The following is a 15,406-nucleotide window of genomic DNA, read 5'->3' as shown; positions in this document are numbered from 1 at the left end:
AGTCTGTATCGTTAGACACACCACGTGTCGTTAGATGCGGTCGCCGGTGACGGGACTCGTCGACCGGCGTCGCCCTCGCTCCGACCGGCAGGGGAGCTATTGCCGCGACCAAGGGCGGCACGTCCGGGCGTGAGAGAACACCGGCATCGACCGAGAACTCGCGACGTTCGGTGTGTGTGGGTGCAGCCACGGCGTAGAACGGACTGCACTCGGCGTGGGGGGTGGTGCTCGGCGTGGGAGAACAGACGACGCGAGGTGTGTGTCCTCCGCGTCACCGGTGGTCCCACACCGATAGTCCCCTCGGTCGATAGCGGGAGCTTACGACATCTGGTGTGGGAGGGAGGAGGTGGATGATCGTGACGTATCGCGTCCGTCGAGTCATCGCGTAGAGTGGGGACACAGGATGTGCGAGAACAGACGACGCGAGGTGTGGGGCGGTCAGTGGACGTTGGTCCGGTCGCCGGTTCCGGCGGTGAGCGCGGACGCGACCGCGCCCTGCAGGACGACGTCGTCGCCGAGGTTCGTGAGGCGGAGGTCCGGGACGTTGTTGAAGACGCTCTCCTCGAGGCGCTCCCGGACCGGGTCGAGGACGAGGTCGGGGTTGTTGAGCGCGACGGCGCCGCCGACGTAGATGATGAGCGGCGCGTAGGACTGCGCGACGTTCGTGATACCGAGGGTGTTCCAGTCCGCGACCTTCCCGACGACGTAGTTCGCGAAGTCGTCGGAGTCGGCGTAGTCGAAGACGTCCTTCGCGGAGAACGACTCCGAGTCGACCGGCATCGCGGTGTCCGCCCCGCGCTCCTCGGCGAGTTGGCGGGCGTAGCGCGGGATGTTGTTCCCCGAGCAGTAGGCCTCCCAGTGGCCGTCGCGCCCGCAGCCGCAGGTGCGGCCGCCGTCGGGGTCGACGACCATGTGCCCGACTTCGCCGGCGTTCCCGTCCCACCCGGAGAGGACGTCCCCGTCGACAGCCACGCCGGCACCGATGCCCGAGGAAATCGTGAGGTAGACCATGTCGTCGGGGTTGCGGTCGCTGTGGAAGCGCTCGCCGATGACGCCCGCGACGGTGTCATTGTGGAGGTAGACGCGCTCGGACTGGACGAGCTCGCGGATGGGGCCGACGAGCGGGATGCGTCCGATTCCCGCGGGCAGGTTCGCGGGGTTGTCGATTGCGCCGTCGGCGAGGTCGAGCGGGCCGATGCTCCCGATCCCGGCCGCGGTCACGTCCTCCGGGTCGACGCCGATGTCCGCGCACGCCGTGCGGATGGCCGCGAGCACGGCCTCCGTGACGGCGATACCGGACGGCCCGTTCGGTGTCGCGCGGCGGTCCGTGCTGAGCACGACGCCCTCCTCGTCCGCCACCGCGGCCCGAAGGTTCGTCGCCCCGAGGTCGACGCCCACGTAGTACGGCATCTATCCCTACTGGCGGCCCCGGAGACTTAACTGCACAGATTTCGCGGCCGTCGGTCGCGGTCCTCGGCGTCGGTCGCGTCTCGATGGCGCGACGATTCGTGGGACGGCGCCATCGTCCGCGCGGCGCTCGCGCTCGCCGGCCGACGCGCGCAGAAAAATCGAGTGGGGTCGCGAAACCGCTCAGCGCGTGTTCATTCGCCGCGAACGAACGTCACCGGGCAGGGCGCCGAGAGCATGACCTCCTGGGCGGTCGAGCCGAAGACCGCCTTCCCGGTGGGGGAGCGCTTGCGGCCGCCGACGATGACGAGGTCCGCGTCCTCGTCCTCAGCGAGGTCGACGATGCGCTCGCCGTGGTTACCGATGGCGCCCCGAACGGTGTAGTCGACGTTCACGTCGTCGAGCTCGTGCGAGATCGTGCGGATGGTGGCGTGGCGGCGCGCGACCTCGTCGGTGGAGACGTCCTCGCCGCTGACGTTGAGGTTCCCGAGCGTCGAGTCGTACTCGTCCTCGGTGAAGACGTGCGCGAGCACGACGTCCGCGTTCAGCGGAGCGGCGAGGTCGACGAGCGTCGATGCGAGCTCTGCAGTCCGGTCGCTATCTCCCGGGCCGACCGCGAGTAGGATCTTCTCGATGGCCATACGCCATTCATCCCGTGCCGGGCCCTTAAATATATAGCCGCGAGGCGGGACGATAGGGACGTGCTTCGAACGGACCTCTCAGGCAGGACCGCGCTCGTCACGGGAAGCGCGAGCGGCGTCGGACGCGGCATCGCGCTCGCGCTCGCCGAGGGCGGCGCGTCCGTCGCCGTCCACTACCACAGCAGCGAGGCCGAAGCGCAGGCCACGGCCGAGGAGGCCGAGGAGCGCGGCGCGCCGGCGGCGACGACCGTCCGAGCGGACGTCACCGACGAAGCGGCCGTCGACGCCGCCTTCGACGCCGTCGAGGAGGAGCTCGGGAGCGTCGACGTCCTCGTGAACAACGTCGGCGACTTCGCGCCCGACCACTGGGCGGCGCAGGACGTCGCGGACTGGCGACGCGTCTACGAGACGAACCTCGTCGGGACGATGCTCTGCGCGCGACGCGCGCTTCCCGCGATGCGCGAGCGGGAGTGGGGCCGAATCGTCAACGTCGGCTACGCCTCCGCCGAGAAGGGGCTCGTCAGCCCGAAGAACTTCCCGTACTTCGCCGCGAAAGCGGGCGTCCTGATGTTCACCCGGATGCTCGCCGCCGACACCCAAGACGACGGCGTCACCGTGAACGCCGTCTCGCCGTACGTCGTCGAGACGAGCGACGAGTTCCCCGAGGACGCCCCGCGCGGGCGGTGGGCGACGGTCGACGACCTCGCGCAGGTCGTGCGGTTCTTCTGCGACGACGCGAGCGGCTACGTCTCCGGGGAGAACGTCGAGGTCGACGGCGGCTGGCTCCCCGAGGACGTCTGAGGGGCGCGCCCTCGTCCTTCCGAGAGGGAGACGGGCGGGCGATTCGCTCGTCGCCGCCCGGTTAGCTCCCTTCGAGGGCGTCGAGCACGCAGGCGGCGGCGACGACGGCTTCCTTCGGGACGTCGCTCGCGTCGTCGATGGTGACCGTGTACGCGTCCTTCAGGGAGAACTTGCCGTCGATGCTCCCGACGTGGTCGCCCTCGGCGTCCGCGATCTCGTACTTGTGGGGGATGAGGCCGGCCGCGCCGACGAAGTGGCGGAGCACCTCGAGGAGTTTGTTCTTCGAGGTGATGGTGGCGAGCGCCGCGCCGGTGTCGGGGTCGCGAACCGTCCAGTTCTCGGCGAAGAGCGAGTAGTCCTCGTCGAGGACGACGACCTCCTCGCCGGTCGCGGCGTCCACGATGGCGTAGTTCCCCGCGACGTCCAGAACGCCGCCGGCCTTCACGGTGAAGGCGTCGTTGCCGTCGGCGTCGACGAACGGGAACTGTTCTTTGAGTTTGAACAGCTTCTGCTTGCCACGGAGGACGACTTCGCCCGTCGAGTCGCGGACCGCGTACTTGTTCCGGACGAGCGACTGGACGACCTCGTAGCGGTCGTCCTCGAGTTCGACGGTGGAGATGTCGTAGTCGGCCATAGGGGGACGTTCGCCGCGACGGACAAAAGGTCCGGGGAAGGACGGGGGCTGACTCGAGGGTGTGAGCGCACGCGAACGCGGCCGTCGGGGCGCGAAGCGGGCGTTCGTCGGGGGGAGTGATTCGGTTAAGTGGCTTCGGCGCTAGCTCTCACCCAACGAATGACGACGAGTCGACTCGCGGACCGCGATCACGAATCGGTGGGGACGACGCGATGAGCGAGGACTACATCACGGTGCGGGGCGCGGAGGAGCACAACCTGAAGGACCTCGACGTCGAGATCCCGCGCGAGGAGTTCACGGTCGTCACGGGGCTCTCCGGCTCGGGGAAGTCCTCGCTGGCGTTCGAGACGATCTACGCGGAGGGTCAGCGGCGCTACATCGAGTCGCTCTCCGCGTACGCCCGGAACTTCCTCGGGCAGATGGACAAACCGCAGGTCGAGTCGGTCGAGGGGCTCTCCCCGGCGATCAGCATCGACCAGAAGAACGCGGCGAACAACCCGCGCTCGACGGTCGGCACCGTCACCGAACTCCACGACTACCTGCGCCTGCTCTACGCCAGAGTCGGGACGCCACACTGCCCGGAGTGCGGCCGCGAGGTCGGCGAGCAGTCCGCCCAGCAGATGGTGCGGCGCATCATGGCGCTCCCGGAGGGGACGAAGGCGAAGCTCGCCGCGCCCGTCGTGCGCGACCAGAAGGGGGCGTTCGACGACCGCTTCGACGACCTCCTCTCCGAGGGGTACGCCCGCGTCGAGGTGGACGGCGAGACGTACGACCTCGCGACGGAGAAACCCGACCTCGACGAGAACTACGACCACACGGTCGACGTCGTCGTCGACCGCGTGAAGGTGAGCGAGGACGCGCGTTCGCGCATCACGGACTCCGTGGAGACGGCACTCGAGGAGGCGGATGGCGTCCTGAAGGTCATCGTTCCTGACCCCGAGGCCGACGTCGAACTCGGCGGTTCGACGGCGCGCGCGACCGGTGACCTCGCCGACGACGACGAGGAGGAGCGCCTCGTCGTCGAGTTCTCCGAGGAGCTCGCGTGTACGCACTGCGGGATCGACATCTCGGAGATCGAGACGCGGAGCTTCTCCTTCAACAGCCCGCACGGCGCGTGCCCGGAGTGTGAGGGCATCGGCGAGACGAAGGAGGTGAGCGAAGACCTCGTCGTGCAGGACGAGTCGAAACCCATCAAGCACGTCTTCGAGCCGTGGAGCTACAACCGCTCCTACTACCGGAACATGCTCGACAACGTCGCCGAGCACTTCGGCGTGAGCGTCGAGACGCCGTTCGAGGAGCTCGACGAGGCGACCCAACAGGCCTTCGTCTGGGGGACCGATGAGGAGGTCGTCTTCGAGAAGCAGACGAAGAACGGCGTGCGACGCAAAACGGAGCAGTTCGAGGGCGTCGTCCCGAACCTCGAGCGGCGCTACGTCGAGACCGACTCGGACCGCGTGCGCGAGCACATCGAGGACTACATGAGCGTCACGGAGTGCCCGGCCTGCGAGGGGACGCGCCTGAAGCCCGAGTCGCGCGCCGTGCTCATCGATGGCACCTCGATCACGGAGGTGAACCGCATGAGCATCGTCGACGCCCTCTCGCACTTCGAGGACGTCGAGGGGTCGTTCTCGGAGCGCGAGCAGAAGATCGCCGAGGAGATCCTGAAGGAGATCCGCGCACGCCTCGGCTTCATGACCGAAGTGGGCCTCGACTACCTCACGCTCGACCGCGAGGCCTCCACGCTGTCGGGCGGGGAGTCCCAGCGGATTCGCCTCGCGACGCAGATCGGCTCCGGGCTCGTCGGCGTGCTCTACGTGCTCGACGAGCCCTCCATCGGCCTCCACCAGCGCGACAACGACCGGCTCCTGAACACCTTAGAGGAACTGCGCGACCTCGGGAACACCCTGCTCGTCGTCGAGCACGACGAGGAGACGATGCGTCGCGCGGACGAAATCGTCGACATGGGGCCCGGGCCCGGCAGGCACGGCGGCGAGGTCGTCGCGCAGGGCTCCTTCGAGGAGATCGTCGCGTCCGAGGAGTCGATCACGGCGGACTACCTCGCCGGCCGCAAGCGGATTCCGGTCCCCGAGGAGCGCCGCGACTGGGAGGCGTCGCTGACGGTTCGCGGCGCGCGCCAGCACAACCTGAAGGACCTCGACGTCGACATTCCGGTGGGGGCGTTCACCGCCATCACCGGCGTCTCGGGCTCCGGGAAGTCCACGCTGATGCACGACGTCCTCTACGCGGGCCTCGCGCGCGCGATGAACGACAACACGAGCGTCGAACCCGGCGAGCACGACGGCATCGAGGGCACCGAGCACATCGAGACCGTCCGGCTGATCGACCAGTCGCCAATCGGGCGCACCCCCCGGAGCAACCCCGCGACCTACACGGGAGTGTTCGACTACGTCCGCGAGAAGTTCGCGCAGACGAAGCTCGCCCAGCAGCGCGGCTACGACAAGGGCCGCTTCAGCTTCAACGTGAAGGGCGGGCGCTGCGAGGAGTGCGGCGGGCAGGGCACCGTGAAGATCGAGATGAACTTCCTCTCGGACGTCCACGTCCCCTGCGAGGAGTGCGGCGGAGCGCGCTACAACGACGAGACGCTCGACGTCACCTACAAGGGCGCGACCATCGCGGACGTCCTCGAGATGAGCGTCGAGGAAGCCCTCGACTTCTTCGAGGCGGACTCGCGGCTCGCGCGGCGCCTCCAACTGTTGAGCGACGTCGGCCTCGACTACATGCGCCTCGGCCAGCCCTCGACGACGCTTTCGGGGGGTGAGGCCCAGCGCGTGAAGCTCGCCGAGGAGCTCGGGAAGAAGGCGACCGGCGAGACGCTCTACCTCCTCGACGAGCCGACGACCGGCCTCCACTCGGAGGACGAGCGCAAGCTCGTCGACGTCCTCCAGCGGCTCACGGATCGTGGGAACTCGGTCGTCGTCATCGAGCACGAGCTCGACCTCGTGAAGAACGCCGACCACGTCATCGACCTCGGCCCCGAGGGCGGCGAGGCCGGCGGCGACGTCGTCGCCACCGGCACGCCCGAGGAGCTCGCGCGCGTCGAGGCGAGCTACACGGGGCGGTATCTCCGCGACAAGCTCCCGACGGTGGACGTCGAGGGGCCCCGGTCGGACCGCGAGAAACCCGAAGCGCCCGCACCCGCACAGGACGACTAGACCGCGCTACGCGCGGTCGGACACACGAACGGGGAGCAGAGCGACCCGTGAGGGGTCGCGCCACGCGCGGTCGAGGAGCCCACGGGCGCACCGACACACCGCGACGGGCGGTGACACCGGCGTCACCCGGTGACGGTGGGGTGACTCACAGGGGCGCGTCCCGCCGCTGCCCGCAGGCTCTTCCGACCGGCGGCCCACGTTCGGGTATGTCCGAGCAGACGAAAGCCGACTACATCGACGACGTGGATGTGGACGAGGAGTGGGACGCGCACCCGAGCGACGCCGAACTCGAGGAGGCCGTCGAGAGCCTCGAGGAGAGCGGCTTCGAGGTCGAGGTCGTCGCGGACGCGGAGGAGGCCCTCGAGGTCGTCACCGAGGAGATCCCGGAGGGCGCGTCGGTGATGAACGGTCACTCGACGACGCTCGAGGAGATCGGCTTCATGGAGTACCTGAACGAGGGCGAGCACGAGTGGGAGAACCTCTACGGTGAGGTCTTCTCCATCGACGACGACCAGGCGCGCGCGAAGGCCCGACGCGAGGCGCAGACCGCCGACTACTTCCTCGGGAGCGTGAACGCCATCGGCCGCGAGGACGGCACCCTCGTCGCCGCCGACCTCTCCGGGAGCCGCATCGGCGCCTATCCGTTCGCCGCGGGGCACGTCGTCGCGGTCGCCGGCGTGAACAAGGTCGTCGCGGACGAGGAGGCCGCGCGCGAGCGCCTCCAGGAGTACGCCTACGCGTTCGAGAACGAGCGCGCACAGGAGGCCTACGGCGTCGAGAGCTACCCCTCGAAGGAGCTCGTCTTCCGTCAGGAGACCGTCGAGGGGCGCACGACGGTCGTCCTCGTCGAGGAGACGCTCGGCTACTAATTCTCACTCGACGGCGACGCGCTCGCCGCAGACCGGACAGCGGCGGTCGTCACCGTCGGCGTCGAGGTCGGTTCGTTCCCCGGTCCACCCGCAGACCGCACACTGCTCGTACTGTGAGGCGGCCATCACGTCGTCGTGGTGGGGCGAGGACCAAAAGTCCCGGGCCAATCGCGCGCCACGGCGCGTCTCCCCGAAGCGGGCGGCGCGCTCGCGGGTGACCGGGAAGCCTATACGGATCTGCGGGGTACTCCGGGGTATGTACGACTTCGCGGTCGTCGGCGTCGGCCCACCCGGCGCGCGCTTCGCCCGGCGCGCGGCCGAGCGCGGCTACGACGTCGTCGCGTTCGAGCGCGGCGAGATCGGGAAGCCCCTCGCGTGCTCGGGGCACGTCTCGCTCGACGTCTGGGAGTACGTCCCCGAGTCGGCGCGCGAGCGCCTCCACCAGAACGACGTCTACGGCGCGCGCTTCCACACGGGGGGTCCCGGGAGCGACGCACACGAGTTCTACTACACGGACCGACCGGTGTCGAACGCCGTCGACAGGGTCGAACTGGACAAGGCGCTCGCCGAGGCCGCCGAGGACGCGGGCGCGGCCGTCCACGACGGCCACACCGTCACGGCGGTCCGCGAGAAGTCGGGCTACGTCGAGCTCGACGTGCGGAGTTCCGGCGGCGACGAGACGGTGGCGGCGCGGATGGTCGCGGGCTGTGACGGCCCGCGCTCGCGCGTCCGCTCCGAGCTCGACCTCCCGGAGCCCGAGGAGTTCCTGCACGGCGTGCTCGCGTTCGACCCCGAGCCCGACCACGACGAGTTCGTGGACGTCCACCTCACGGTCCCGGGCTTCTTCGCGTGGCGGATTCCCCGGGGAGAGGCGGGCGTCGAGTACGGCCTCGCGGCCACGCCCACGGAGTCGGGCGACGTCGCGGCGCGCTTCGACGAGTTCGTCGCGGAGTACGGCGTCGATGAGCGCATCGAACACCGGTGCTCGGGGCTCATTCCCGTCGGGCCGCCCGATAGCGTCACGTCGACGCGGGCCTTTCTCCTCGGTGACGCCGCCGGGATGACGAAGCCGTTCACCGGCGGGGGCATCCTCTACGGGATGACGGCGGCCGACGTCGCGGCGGAGACCGTCCACCCGGAGGACCCGACGACGCTCCCGACGTTCGAGGACGCGTGGCGCGACGAGCTCGGGCGCGACATCGCGCTCGGGAAGCTCATCCGGAAGGGGTACGACGCGCCGCGACTCGTCCAAGAGACCGGGATGCGCCTCTTCGAGGGCGAGATCGGCGTCCACATGGACAAGCCGAGCACGCTCTTCTCGGCGGAACAGATGAAAGCGCTGTTCAAGCGCTGACTCGACTTAGTCGTATCTCGGCACGCGCGCGGAGCGGTCGCTCCCGACGACGAACGGCAGCTCGACGACGGCGGCCTCGCGCTCGCCGTCCTCGATGGGGACCGCGACGGCCTCGGCGTCGAGGCCGTAGTCCACGAGCGCGAACGCGATGGGTGCGCCGACGGACTCGCCCCACGCCGAGCGCGTCACCTCGCCGACGGTGCGCTCCCCGTCGCGGACGTCGAGGCCGTCGCCGACGGCGGGGACGGCGTCGCTGTCACCGTCGAGTTCGAGGCCGACGAGCCGCTGGGAGGGGCGCCCCCGGTTCTCGACCTTCGAGACGATCTCCTGGCCGACGTAACAGCCCTTCTCGAAGTCGAGCGCGGTCCGCAGACCGAGGACGTTCGGGACGCGGCCGGCCATGTCGTGCGGGTAGACCGGAGTGCCGGCTTCGAGCGTGAGCGCCTCCCAGACGGCGGTGCCGAAGGGCGCAGCGTTCAGCCCGCGCGTGATGAGCGTGTCGAGGATGTCGCTCGCGCCGTCGGCGCCGACGACGACCTCGTAGCCCTCCTCGCCGGTCGTCGAGTCGGTCCGGATGACGGTGACGCCGTGGTCGTAGATCTCGCCGCGAACGAAGGAGAGCGGGGCGTCCGGCGCGCCCGAGCCGTGGAGGACGGAGGCGACCTTCTCGGTGGCGTTCGGGCCGTGGACGCCGAAGACGCCGAAGTCGTCGGTGGCCTCGGTTATCTCGACGTCCTCGATGAAGACGTTCTCGCGCCACTCGTCGGCGACCTCGCCGACGGTTTCGGGCGGGAGGAAGCAGAGGAGTCTGTCGCCCGCCTCGTAGACGTACATGTCGGTGCGGACGCCGGCCTGCGGGTCGAGCAGGAGCGCGTACGTGCCCTGTCCGTCCGTCTCGGGGACGGTGTTCGTGACGGCGTTGTCGACGAAGTCGCGGCGGTCGTCGCCGCTGACGACGAGGACGCCGTAGGCGTGCTCGGTGACGCCCACGGCGTTCCGGACGGCGCGGTGGGTGCGCTCCGGCCGCCCGAAGTGGCGGGGGAGCGCGCGCTCGCCGCGCTCCTCGAAGACGGCGCCGTAGGCCTCGTGGGTATCCCTGACGACGGTCATACTCGTTCGGTCGTGTGGAACGCGGTTAAAGCGTCCGCTCCCGGCACGACCGCCTCAGAGGCCGACGCGCTCGCGGAGCCACGCGAGGAACGACTGGGCGTCCTCGGACTCGGCGGTCGCCTCCTCCTCGGAGGGGACGACGCGGTCGGCGGGCCGGATGAGCGTGCGGTCGTCCCGGGCCTCGGCGGCGATGAGGCCGTCGCGCTTCAGTTCCGAGAGCGCGTCTTCGAGGCCGTCGATGTCGGTGTCGACGCGGGAGCGGAGTTCGAAGACCGTCATGCCGTCCTCGCGGCGGTCGACGAGCGCGTCCAGCACCTCGACCTGCGTGTCTTCACGGGACCGGAACTCGCTCTTCGCCTGCATACGCCGCCGTACGCCCCCCTGCCGTATAGCGGTGTCCCCGAGCGGTATCCTTTTGCCGGTGGGCGAGGTACCACGTGGCCAATGGGTCTCAAGTGTTCCCTGCTCGGGCACGAGTACGGCGAGCCCGAAACGGAACGCGAACGCGAGGAGCGCGGCGACGAGGTGGTCGAGACCGTCCGCACCGTCGAGTACTGTGAGCGCTGCGGGACGGAACGCGTCGTGAGCGAGAACACCGAGGTCCGCTCGATTCGGCAGGCCCCGCCCTCGCTCGGCGACGACCGGGACGAGACTGCCGCGACGGCCGACTCGGCCGACACGACGGACGCGCCGGGCTCGGACGGCGGGCTGACGAACGCCGTCGAGCGTGTCGCGGCGGAGTCGGCGGCCGACGAAGACGAGCGCGACGCGGCGCTCGCGGAAACCACGGCCGACGCCGAGTCAGCGGCGACGAGCGACGTCGAGTCGGACGCGACGACCGACTTCGACGTCGACGAGGAACCGTCGCCGGCCGAGGACGACGCCGTCATCCTCACCGACGACGGCGAGGAGGTCTCACCGGAACGCGCTCGCGGCGAGTGGCCGTCGAGCAACGACACCCGCGCCGAGGAGCGCGGCGAGCCGGCCACCGCCGAGGGGTCCGCCGCCGAGTTCGTGACCGACGACGAGGATGCCGAGGAGACGGAGGACGACGCCGTCTTCATCGAGGGGACGGTCGACGCGGAGGCGGACGCGGACGACGAGGGCACCGCGACGGCGTGGCCCGAGCAGGACGGTGACGACGAGGGATTCGCGGCGGAACCGGCGAGCGCGGGCGGAACCGACGTCTCCTTCGGCGGCGGCCTCACCCCCGAGGAGGAACCGGAGCGTGCGGCCGGCGACACCGCGACCGGCGCCGAAGGCGAGGGCGGGGCCGACGCGCGCAGCGGCATCGCGAGCGCCGGCCCGATCGACACCGACCGGCGCTCGGAGAGCGCGAACACCGACGGCGACGCGCTCGTCTGCCCGGAGTGCGGGGAGCGAACGGCCGTCACCGGGTCGTCGCTCCGCGCGGGCGACATCTGCCCCGAGTGCCACCGGGGCTATCTCGCCGAAGCCACCGAGAGCGCGTGACACGAAGGAATTATACGGATACGTCTACTTCCCTGTCGCATGAAGGAGTACAAGATGCGCCGCGGGGAGTACCTCGACGAGCGGATCCCCGACATGGAGGCCACCATCGAGGAGTACTTCGGTTCGATATCCGGGACGGAGGAGTACAAGGGCAGCGACCTCTACGTCATCGACGACCCCGATAACCCGGTCTTCGAGCGCATCGTCGCGGGCGCCGTCTCCTACTCCGGGAAGAAGGACAAGCTCGCCGTCGAGTTCGAGGAGCGGCCGGCCGCCGACGTCATCGCCGAGGGCCACGTCGACGCCGCCGAGGACGCGGTGTCCGCGAAGAACGAGTTCCTCCTCGAAGCCACGGGCCGCGACGCGAAGTCCCGCCGCGACTCCCTCAAGCGGAAGGTCGAGGACGACGCGGAAACCCCCGACGGCGTCTCCGAGTAGCGCCACCGTACTCCACTCGCTTCTCGCGCTCTCCGCTCGCCGAGCGGCGGCTACACGAGGACGGAGGGACCGACCGCGAGGTCGGCCGAGGAGTCAGCGGTTGAGTTTCTGGCGGCTGATCGCGATGCCGGACGGCGCGACGATGAGTTGGTCGTCGCCCTTCTGGACGATGTCGCCGTCGACCTCGCGGGCGACCTGCCGGAGCTCCTCGACGAGGTGCTCGGTCATCGAGTCCTCGGTGCGCAGGCGCGTGATGTCCGCGACGACGATGTCGCCGTCGTAGACGGCGTCCTTGATGGCGATGACGTCCTCCTGGTTGTCGATCTCCGCGATGTGGACGGTGGTCTGCGCCTCGGTCGTGCCGGTGTCGAAGTCGCCGAGGTCGAGCTCGACGTAGTCCTCGGTACTGCGGCCGGAGCCGCCGAGGATCTTCTCCATGAATCCCATGGGAGAATAGACCCGGCGGCACCCGCATAGGTCTTGCGTCCACGGCCGCTCCCGGACGTTTAGGGCGCACGGGACCCTTCCACGTCGTATGACGTTCAGTATCTGCGTCCACGAGAGCTACGAGGGCGAGAACGGCGACACGGAGGACCGCTTCGGGGTGGCGGTGACGACGCGCCTCCCGGCGGTCGGCACGCTCTGCCCGTTCGTCTCGGAGAACGCCGCAGTCGCGACGCAGTCGATGGTGAACGTCGAGCTCGGGCGAAAGGGCGTCGAGTACGTCGACGACGGCCTCGCAATCGAGGACGCGCTGGAGGCGCTGGTGAACGCGGACGACGGGAGCGCGGAGCGCCAGCTGCACGGCGTCGACGCGGACGGGACGTTCGCGTTCTCCGGGCCGGCGTGTCGCGGCTGGGTCGGCGAGGTCGAGGGGGAGAACTACACGGTCGCGGGGAACCTCCTGACGGGCGAGTCCGTCGTGGCGGCCGTCGCGGAGAGCTACGAGCGAAGCGACCGCGAGACGCCGCTCGCGGAGCGCCTCGTGGACGCGCTCGCCGCCGGCCAAGCGGAGGGCGGCGACAAGCGCGAGACGCTCGCGGTACAGTCGGCGGCGCTGAAGGTCGTCACGACCGAGGACGAGGTGAACGACCCGGAGTACGGCTCCGACCTACGCGTCGACGCCTCCGAGTCGCCGGTTCGGGACCTACGGGAGACGTATCGGATGGCGACGAGGGAGTTCGCGAAGGCCGCCGAACGCTACGAGCGCGAGGAGAGCTAGTCAGAGTTGGCTGACGCGAGTCGAGGACTCCATGCCGCATTCCCGACACTCCGCGACACGGTGCGGTTCGCGTGAACCCGGGTTGACACGTTGTGCCGCTGCGAGACTGATCGTGACCCGATGGTCGGTGTCACGCTCGCACACAGGGCAGAACTCGACGTGCGCGTCGAGTGCGGGTTGCTGAAACGACATGTGCGATCACTAATACACGGGGCCACCACAAATAGTTTTCCAGCGTTACGAGTTTGCGATAAGAAACGTTTCCGGGTCAGGCGTCGAAGGCGAAGAGCTCGTCGCCGACGTGGTGGAGCGACTCGACGACCTTCCCCGAGTCGCCCGCCATCTCCGCGCCGTCCACGAGCGCACGCCCGACGGCGAGCGCCTTCCCGTGCGTCTCCTCGACGATTATCACCAGGTCGCCCTCGTCGATGGAGTCGTCGGCCGCCGTGATGCCGGGACGCATCACGTCCGCGCCGTCGCTCACGAACGACACCGCGCCCGCGTCCACGGTGACGACGCCGCGCTCCGGGGGGTGTTCGTTCGCGCCCCGAACGGTGAGAAACGGTTCGCCGTCGAAGTACGCCGCGAGCGGTTCGCCGTCGACGAGGACGACGTCGCGCGCTTCGTCCTTGAACTCGACGAGTTCGTAGCTGTCCGCCTCGAGCGTCACGCCGAGGATGGCATCGAGGTTCTCGTTCAGTTCGCGGACGTCGTCGCTTCGGAGATGGTGGCGGGACGAGACTTCCATAGTGGCATCACCGTGCGTTCGCCGCTTAAATCGCCCGCTCGCCGACGGCGGCGTCGCGTTCGGCCGGCGGCGACACGACTAACTGCCGGAGTATCCTACCCGTAGGCATGTCGAACGACGCTACTGCGGCGAGCGCGGACCAAGAGTCAGAGGGCCCGGTCCGCGTCCCCGCCGACCTCGCGCGCCAACTCGAGAACAAGCGCGAGGACCTCTTCGAGAAGTTCGAGATCCGCGACGAGTTCCCCCCCGAAGTGATGGCCGAAGCGGAGGAGCGCGTCGAGGACGTACAGGCCGAGATCGAGGCCGAAGTCGACGACCGCGAGGACCTTCGGGACCTCACGACGTGGACGACCGACCCCGCCGACGCACAGGACTTCGACGACGCCATCAGCATCGAGGAGCGCGAGGACGAGTACGTCCTCTGGGTCCACATCGCCGACGTCTCCCACTACGTCCACCCCGACTCCGAGATGTGGGAGGAGGCCATCGAGCGCGGGAACACCGTCTATCTGCCCGGCTACACCATCCACATGCTCCCGCCGGTGCTCGCCGAAACCGTCTGCTCGCTCGTCCCGAACGAGGACCGCCTCGCGCACACCGTCGAGATGCACCTCGATAAGGAGACGCTCGGCTACGAGACCATCGACATCTACAAGTCCGTCATCAACTCGGACGAGCGCCTCACCTACAAGCAGGCCGAGGAGCGCCTCGACGACGAGGACGCGCCGCTCCACGAGGAGTGCAACCTCGTCTTCGACGTCGCCGACCGGATGCACGAACAGCGCAAGGAGGAGGGCAGCCTCGTCCTCAACCCCCGCCGCGACCGCGCGCACACCATCATCGAGGAGTGCATGCTGAAGGCGAACAAGGCCGTCACGCACGAGCTCATGTGGTCGCGCGGCGTCGAGGCCGTCTATCGGGTCCACCCGCAGCCGAGCCCCGACGAGTGGGACGACGCGCTCCGCGAGATTCAGGAACTCGACGGCGTCTCCATCCCCGGCGACTCCTGGGACGACCCCCGGAAGGCCGTCAACGCCACCCTCGAGGAAGCCCCGGGACGCCAGCTCGGGAAGATCCAGTGGGCGGTGATGAAGGTCATGCCGCGCGCCAAGTACATGAACGACCCCTTCGGCGGCCACCACGCGCTCAACTTCGAGATCTACGGCCACTTCACCAGCCCCATCCGCCGGATGAGCGACCTCGTCAACCACTGGATCGTCTACCAGAACGACGTCCCGGAGAACCTCATCGAGCTCTGCGACCACGCGAGCGACCGCCAGAAAGCCGGCGAGAACGCCGAGCGCGAGTACTCCGACTTCCTCGAAGAGGTCGGCCTCGACGCCGACGCCGTGAAGAACCGCGGTATCGAAGTCGACGACGACATCGACGACATCCAGTACTGACTCGGTGTCGTCGGCGGGCGGTACTCGTCTCCGCCCGGTCGACGCCAGCCGGTACTGACCCGACGGCGAGAACGTTACCCCGCTGCGTGTCAAACAGTACCGTGACGGCGGCCGACGCGCCGCCGACACGACA

The 15,406-nt window shown here is 69.2% G+C and carries 16 protein-coding genes; 8 read left to right on the top strand and 8 right to left on the bottom strand.

Annotated elements, in window-relative coordinates:
* Positions 1-438: 438 nt before the first annotated feature.
* Together EFA46_RS05140 and EFA46_RS05135 are read right to left on the bottom strand one after the other, a co-directional pair.
* Positions 439-1,410 (bottom strand): ROK family protein, encoded by a 972-nt coding sequence (locus EFA46_RS05140; RefSeq protein WP_123074322.1) that lies wholly within the window; start codon positions 1,408-1,410, stop codon positions 439-441.
* A gap of 191 nt (positions 1,411-1,601) precedes the next feature.
* Entirely contained in the window at positions 1,602-2,048 is a 447-nt protein-coding gene (locus EFA46_RS05135; protein WP_123074323.1) for a universal stress protein, read from the bottom strand.
* A 60-nt stretch (positions 2,049-2,108) separates the two neighbouring features.
* Between EFA46_RS05135 and EFA46_RS05130 the strand changes: the two genes are divergently transcribed.
* Positions 2,109-2,849 carry an SDR family NAD(P)-dependent oxidoreductase gene (locus tag EFA46_RS05130; RefSeq protein ID WP_123074324.1) on the top strand — a complete coding sequence of 247 codons (741 nt, stop codon included), beginning with the start codon at positions 2,109-2,111 and terminating at the stop codon, positions 2,847-2,849.
* A 61-nt stretch (positions 2,850-2,910) separates the two neighbouring features.
* Here EFA46_RS05130 and EFA46_RS05125 read toward each other — a convergent pair whose 3' ends face one another.
* Positions 2,911-3,483 carry an LURP-one-related/scramblase family protein gene (locus tag EFA46_RS05125; RefSeq protein WP_123074325.1) on the bottom strand — a complete coding sequence of 191 codons (573 nt, stop codon included), beginning with the start codon at positions 3,481-3,483 and terminating at the stop codon, positions 2,911-2,913.
* Between the two features lie 212 nt (positions 3,484-3,695).
* On the opposite strand from EFA46_RS05125, the gene uvrA reads away from it, so the two are divergent.
* Both uvrA and EFA46_RS05115 read left to right on the top strand, forming a co-directional pair.
* Positions 3,696-6,656 carry an excinuclease ABC subunit UvrA gene (gene uvrA, locus EFA46_RS05120; protein WP_123074326.1) on the top strand — a complete coding sequence of 987 codons (2,961 nt, stop codon included), beginning with the start codon at positions 3,696-3,698 and terminating at the stop codon, positions 6,654-6,656.
* 206 nt (positions 6,657-6,862) lie between these two features.
* Positions 6,863-7,525 carry a lactate utilization protein gene (locus EFA46_RS05115; protein ID WP_123074327.1) on the top strand — a complete coding sequence of 221 codons (663 nt, stop codon included), beginning with the start codon at positions 6,863-6,865 and terminating at the stop codon, positions 7,523-7,525.
* 3 nt (positions 7,526-7,528) lie between these two features.
* Here EFA46_RS05115 and EFA46_RS16160 read toward each other — a convergent pair whose 3' ends face one another.
* A complete protein-coding gene (locus EFA46_RS16160; RefSeq protein WP_255494094.1) occupies positions 7,529-7,651 on the bottom strand; it encodes a hypothetical protein in 123 nt (40 codons plus the stop codon).
* A gap of 130 nt (positions 7,652-7,781) precedes the next feature.
* Between EFA46_RS16160 and EFA46_RS05110 the strand changes: the two genes are divergently transcribed.
* Positions 7,782-8,879, top strand: a complete 1,098-nt coding sequence (locus EFA46_RS05110; RefSeq protein WP_123074328.1) for a geranylgeranyl reductase family protein — start codon at positions 7,782-7,784, stop codon at positions 8,877-8,879.
* Positions 8,880-8,885: 6 nt separating this feature from the next.
* Here the strand turns inward: EFA46_RS05110 and EFA46_RS05105 are convergent, their stop codons facing one another.
* Positions 8,886-9,989, bottom strand: a complete 1,104-nt coding sequence (locus EFA46_RS05105) for an aminomethyltransferase family protein (protein ID WP_123074329.1) — start codon at positions 9,987-9,989, stop codon at positions 8,886-8,888.
* 54 nt (positions 9,990-10,043) lie between these two features.
* A complete protein-coding gene (locus tag EFA46_RS05100; protein WP_123074330.1) occupies positions 10,044-10,352 on the bottom strand; it encodes a DUF6432 family protein in 309 nt (102 codons plus the stop codon).
* An 81-nt stretch (positions 10,353-10,433) separates the two neighbouring features.
* Between EFA46_RS05100 and EFA46_RS05095 the strand changes: the two genes are divergently transcribed.
* Together EFA46_RS05095 and EFA46_RS05090 are read left to right on the top strand one after the other, a co-directional pair.
* Positions 10,434-11,462, top strand: a complete 1,029-nt coding sequence (locus tag EFA46_RS05095; protein WP_123074331.1) for a hypothetical protein — start codon at positions 10,434-10,436, stop codon at positions 11,460-11,462.
* Between the two features lie 39 nt (positions 11,463-11,501).
* Positions 11,502-11,900: a DUF5611 family protein gene (locus tag EFA46_RS05090; protein WP_123074332.1), complete on the top strand. Its 399-nt coding sequence runs from the start codon at positions 11,502-11,504 to the stop codon at positions 11,898-11,900.
* 93 nt (positions 11,901-11,993) lie between these two features.
* Here EFA46_RS05090 and sepF read toward each other — a convergent pair whose 3' ends face one another.
* Positions 11,994-12,347, bottom strand: a complete 354-nt coding sequence (sepF, locus tag EFA46_RS05085) for a cell division protein SepF (RefSeq protein ID WP_123074333.1) — start codon at positions 12,345-12,347, stop codon at positions 11,994-11,996.
* 88 nt (positions 12,348-12,435) lie between these two features.
* Between sepF and EFA46_RS05080 the strand changes: the two genes are divergently transcribed.
* The gene (locus EFA46_RS05080; protein WP_123074334.1) at positions 12,436-13,122 is read left to right on the top strand and encodes a DUF1028 domain-containing protein; all 687 of its coding nucleotides are present in this window, start codon (positions 12,436-12,438) and stop codon (positions 13,120-13,122) included.
* A gap of 268 nt (positions 13,123-13,390) precedes the next feature.
* Here EFA46_RS05080 and EFA46_RS05075 read toward each other — a convergent pair whose 3' ends face one another.
* Positions 13,391-13,870 (bottom strand): RNA-binding protein, encoded by a 480-nt coding sequence (locus EFA46_RS05075; protein ID WP_123074335.1) that lies wholly within the window; start codon positions 13,868-13,870, stop codon positions 13,391-13,393.
* 107 nt (positions 13,871-13,977) lie between these two features.
* On the opposite strand from EFA46_RS05075, the gene EFA46_RS05070 reads away from it, so the two are divergent.
* Positions 13,978-15,273 (top strand): ribonuclease R family protein, encoded by a 1,296-nt coding sequence (locus EFA46_RS05070; protein WP_123074336.1) that lies wholly within the window; start codon positions 13,978-13,980, stop codon positions 15,271-15,273.
* The last annotated feature ends 133 nt before the right edge of the window (positions 15,274-15,406 follow it).

Source organism: Halarchaeum sp. CBA1220 (genome assembly GCF_003721175.2).
Lineage (GTDB): Archaea > Halobacteriota > Halobacteria > Halobacteriales > Halobacteriaceae > Halarchaeum > Halarchaeum grantii.
Note: the sequence above shows the minus strand (reverse complement) of the source record. Positions and strands in the feature narration are given on the sequence as shown.

Excerpts from the sequence above, each read along its gene's own strand:
- EFA46_RS05140 (WP_123074322.1), bottom strand. The coding sequence starts at position 1,410 with ATGCCGTACTACGTGGGCGTCGACCTCGGGGCGACGAACCTTCGGGCC.
- EFA46_RS05135 (WP_123074323.1), bottom strand. The coding sequence starts at position 2,048 with ATGGCCATCGAGAAGATCCTACTCGCGGTCGGCCCGGGAGATAGCGAC.
- EFA46_RS05125 (WP_123074325.1), bottom strand. The coding sequence starts at position 3,483 with ATGGCCGACTACGACATCTCCACCGTCGAACTCGAGGACGACCGCTAC.
- uvrA (WP_123074326.1), top strand. The coding sequence starts at position 3,696 with ATGAGCGAGGACTACATCACGGTGCGGGGCGCGGAGGAGCACAACCTG.
- EFA46_RS05115 (WP_123074327.1), top strand. The coding sequence starts at position 6,863 with ATGTCCGAGCAGACGAAAGCCGACTACATCGACGACGTGGATGTGGAC.
- EFA46_RS16160 (WP_255494094.1), bottom strand. The coding sequence starts at position 7,651 with ATGGCCGCCTCACAGTACGAGCAGTGTGCGGTCTGCGGGTGGACCGGG.
- EFA46_RS05110 (WP_123074328.1), top strand. The coding sequence starts at position 7,782 with ATGTACGACTTCGCGGTCGTCGGCGTCGGCCCACCCGGCGCGCGCTTC.
- EFA46_RS05105 (WP_123074329.1), bottom strand. The coding sequence starts at position 9,989 with ATGACCGTCGTCAGGGATACCCACGAGGCCTACGGCGCCGTCTTCGAG.
- EFA46_RS05100 (WP_123074330.1), bottom strand. The coding sequence starts at position 10,352 with ATGCAGGCGAAGAGCGAGTTCCGGTCCCGTGAAGACACGCAGGTCGAG.
- EFA46_RS05095 (WP_123074331.1), top strand. The coding sequence starts at position 10,434 with ATGGGTCTCAAGTGTTCCCTGCTCGGGCACGAGTACGGCGAGCCCGAA.
- EFA46_RS05090 (WP_123074332.1), top strand. The coding sequence starts at position 11,502 with ATGAAGGAGTACAAGATGCGCCGCGGGGAGTACCTCGACGAGCGGATC.
- sepF (WP_123074333.1), bottom strand. The coding sequence starts at position 12,347 with ATGGGATTCATGGAGAAGATCCTCGGCGGCTCCGGCCGCAGTACCGAG.
- EFA46_RS05080 (WP_123074334.1), top strand. The coding sequence starts at position 12,436 with ATGACGTTCAGTATCTGCGTCCACGAGAGCTACGAGGGCGAGAACGGC.
- EFA46_RS05075 (WP_123074335.1), bottom strand. The coding sequence starts at position 13,870 with ATGGAAGTCTCGTCCCGCCACCATCTCCGAAGCGACGACGTCCGCGAA.
- EFA46_RS05070 (WP_123074336.1), top strand. The coding sequence starts at position 13,978 with ATGTCGAACGACGCTACTGCGGCGAGCGCGGACCAAGAGTCAGAGGGC.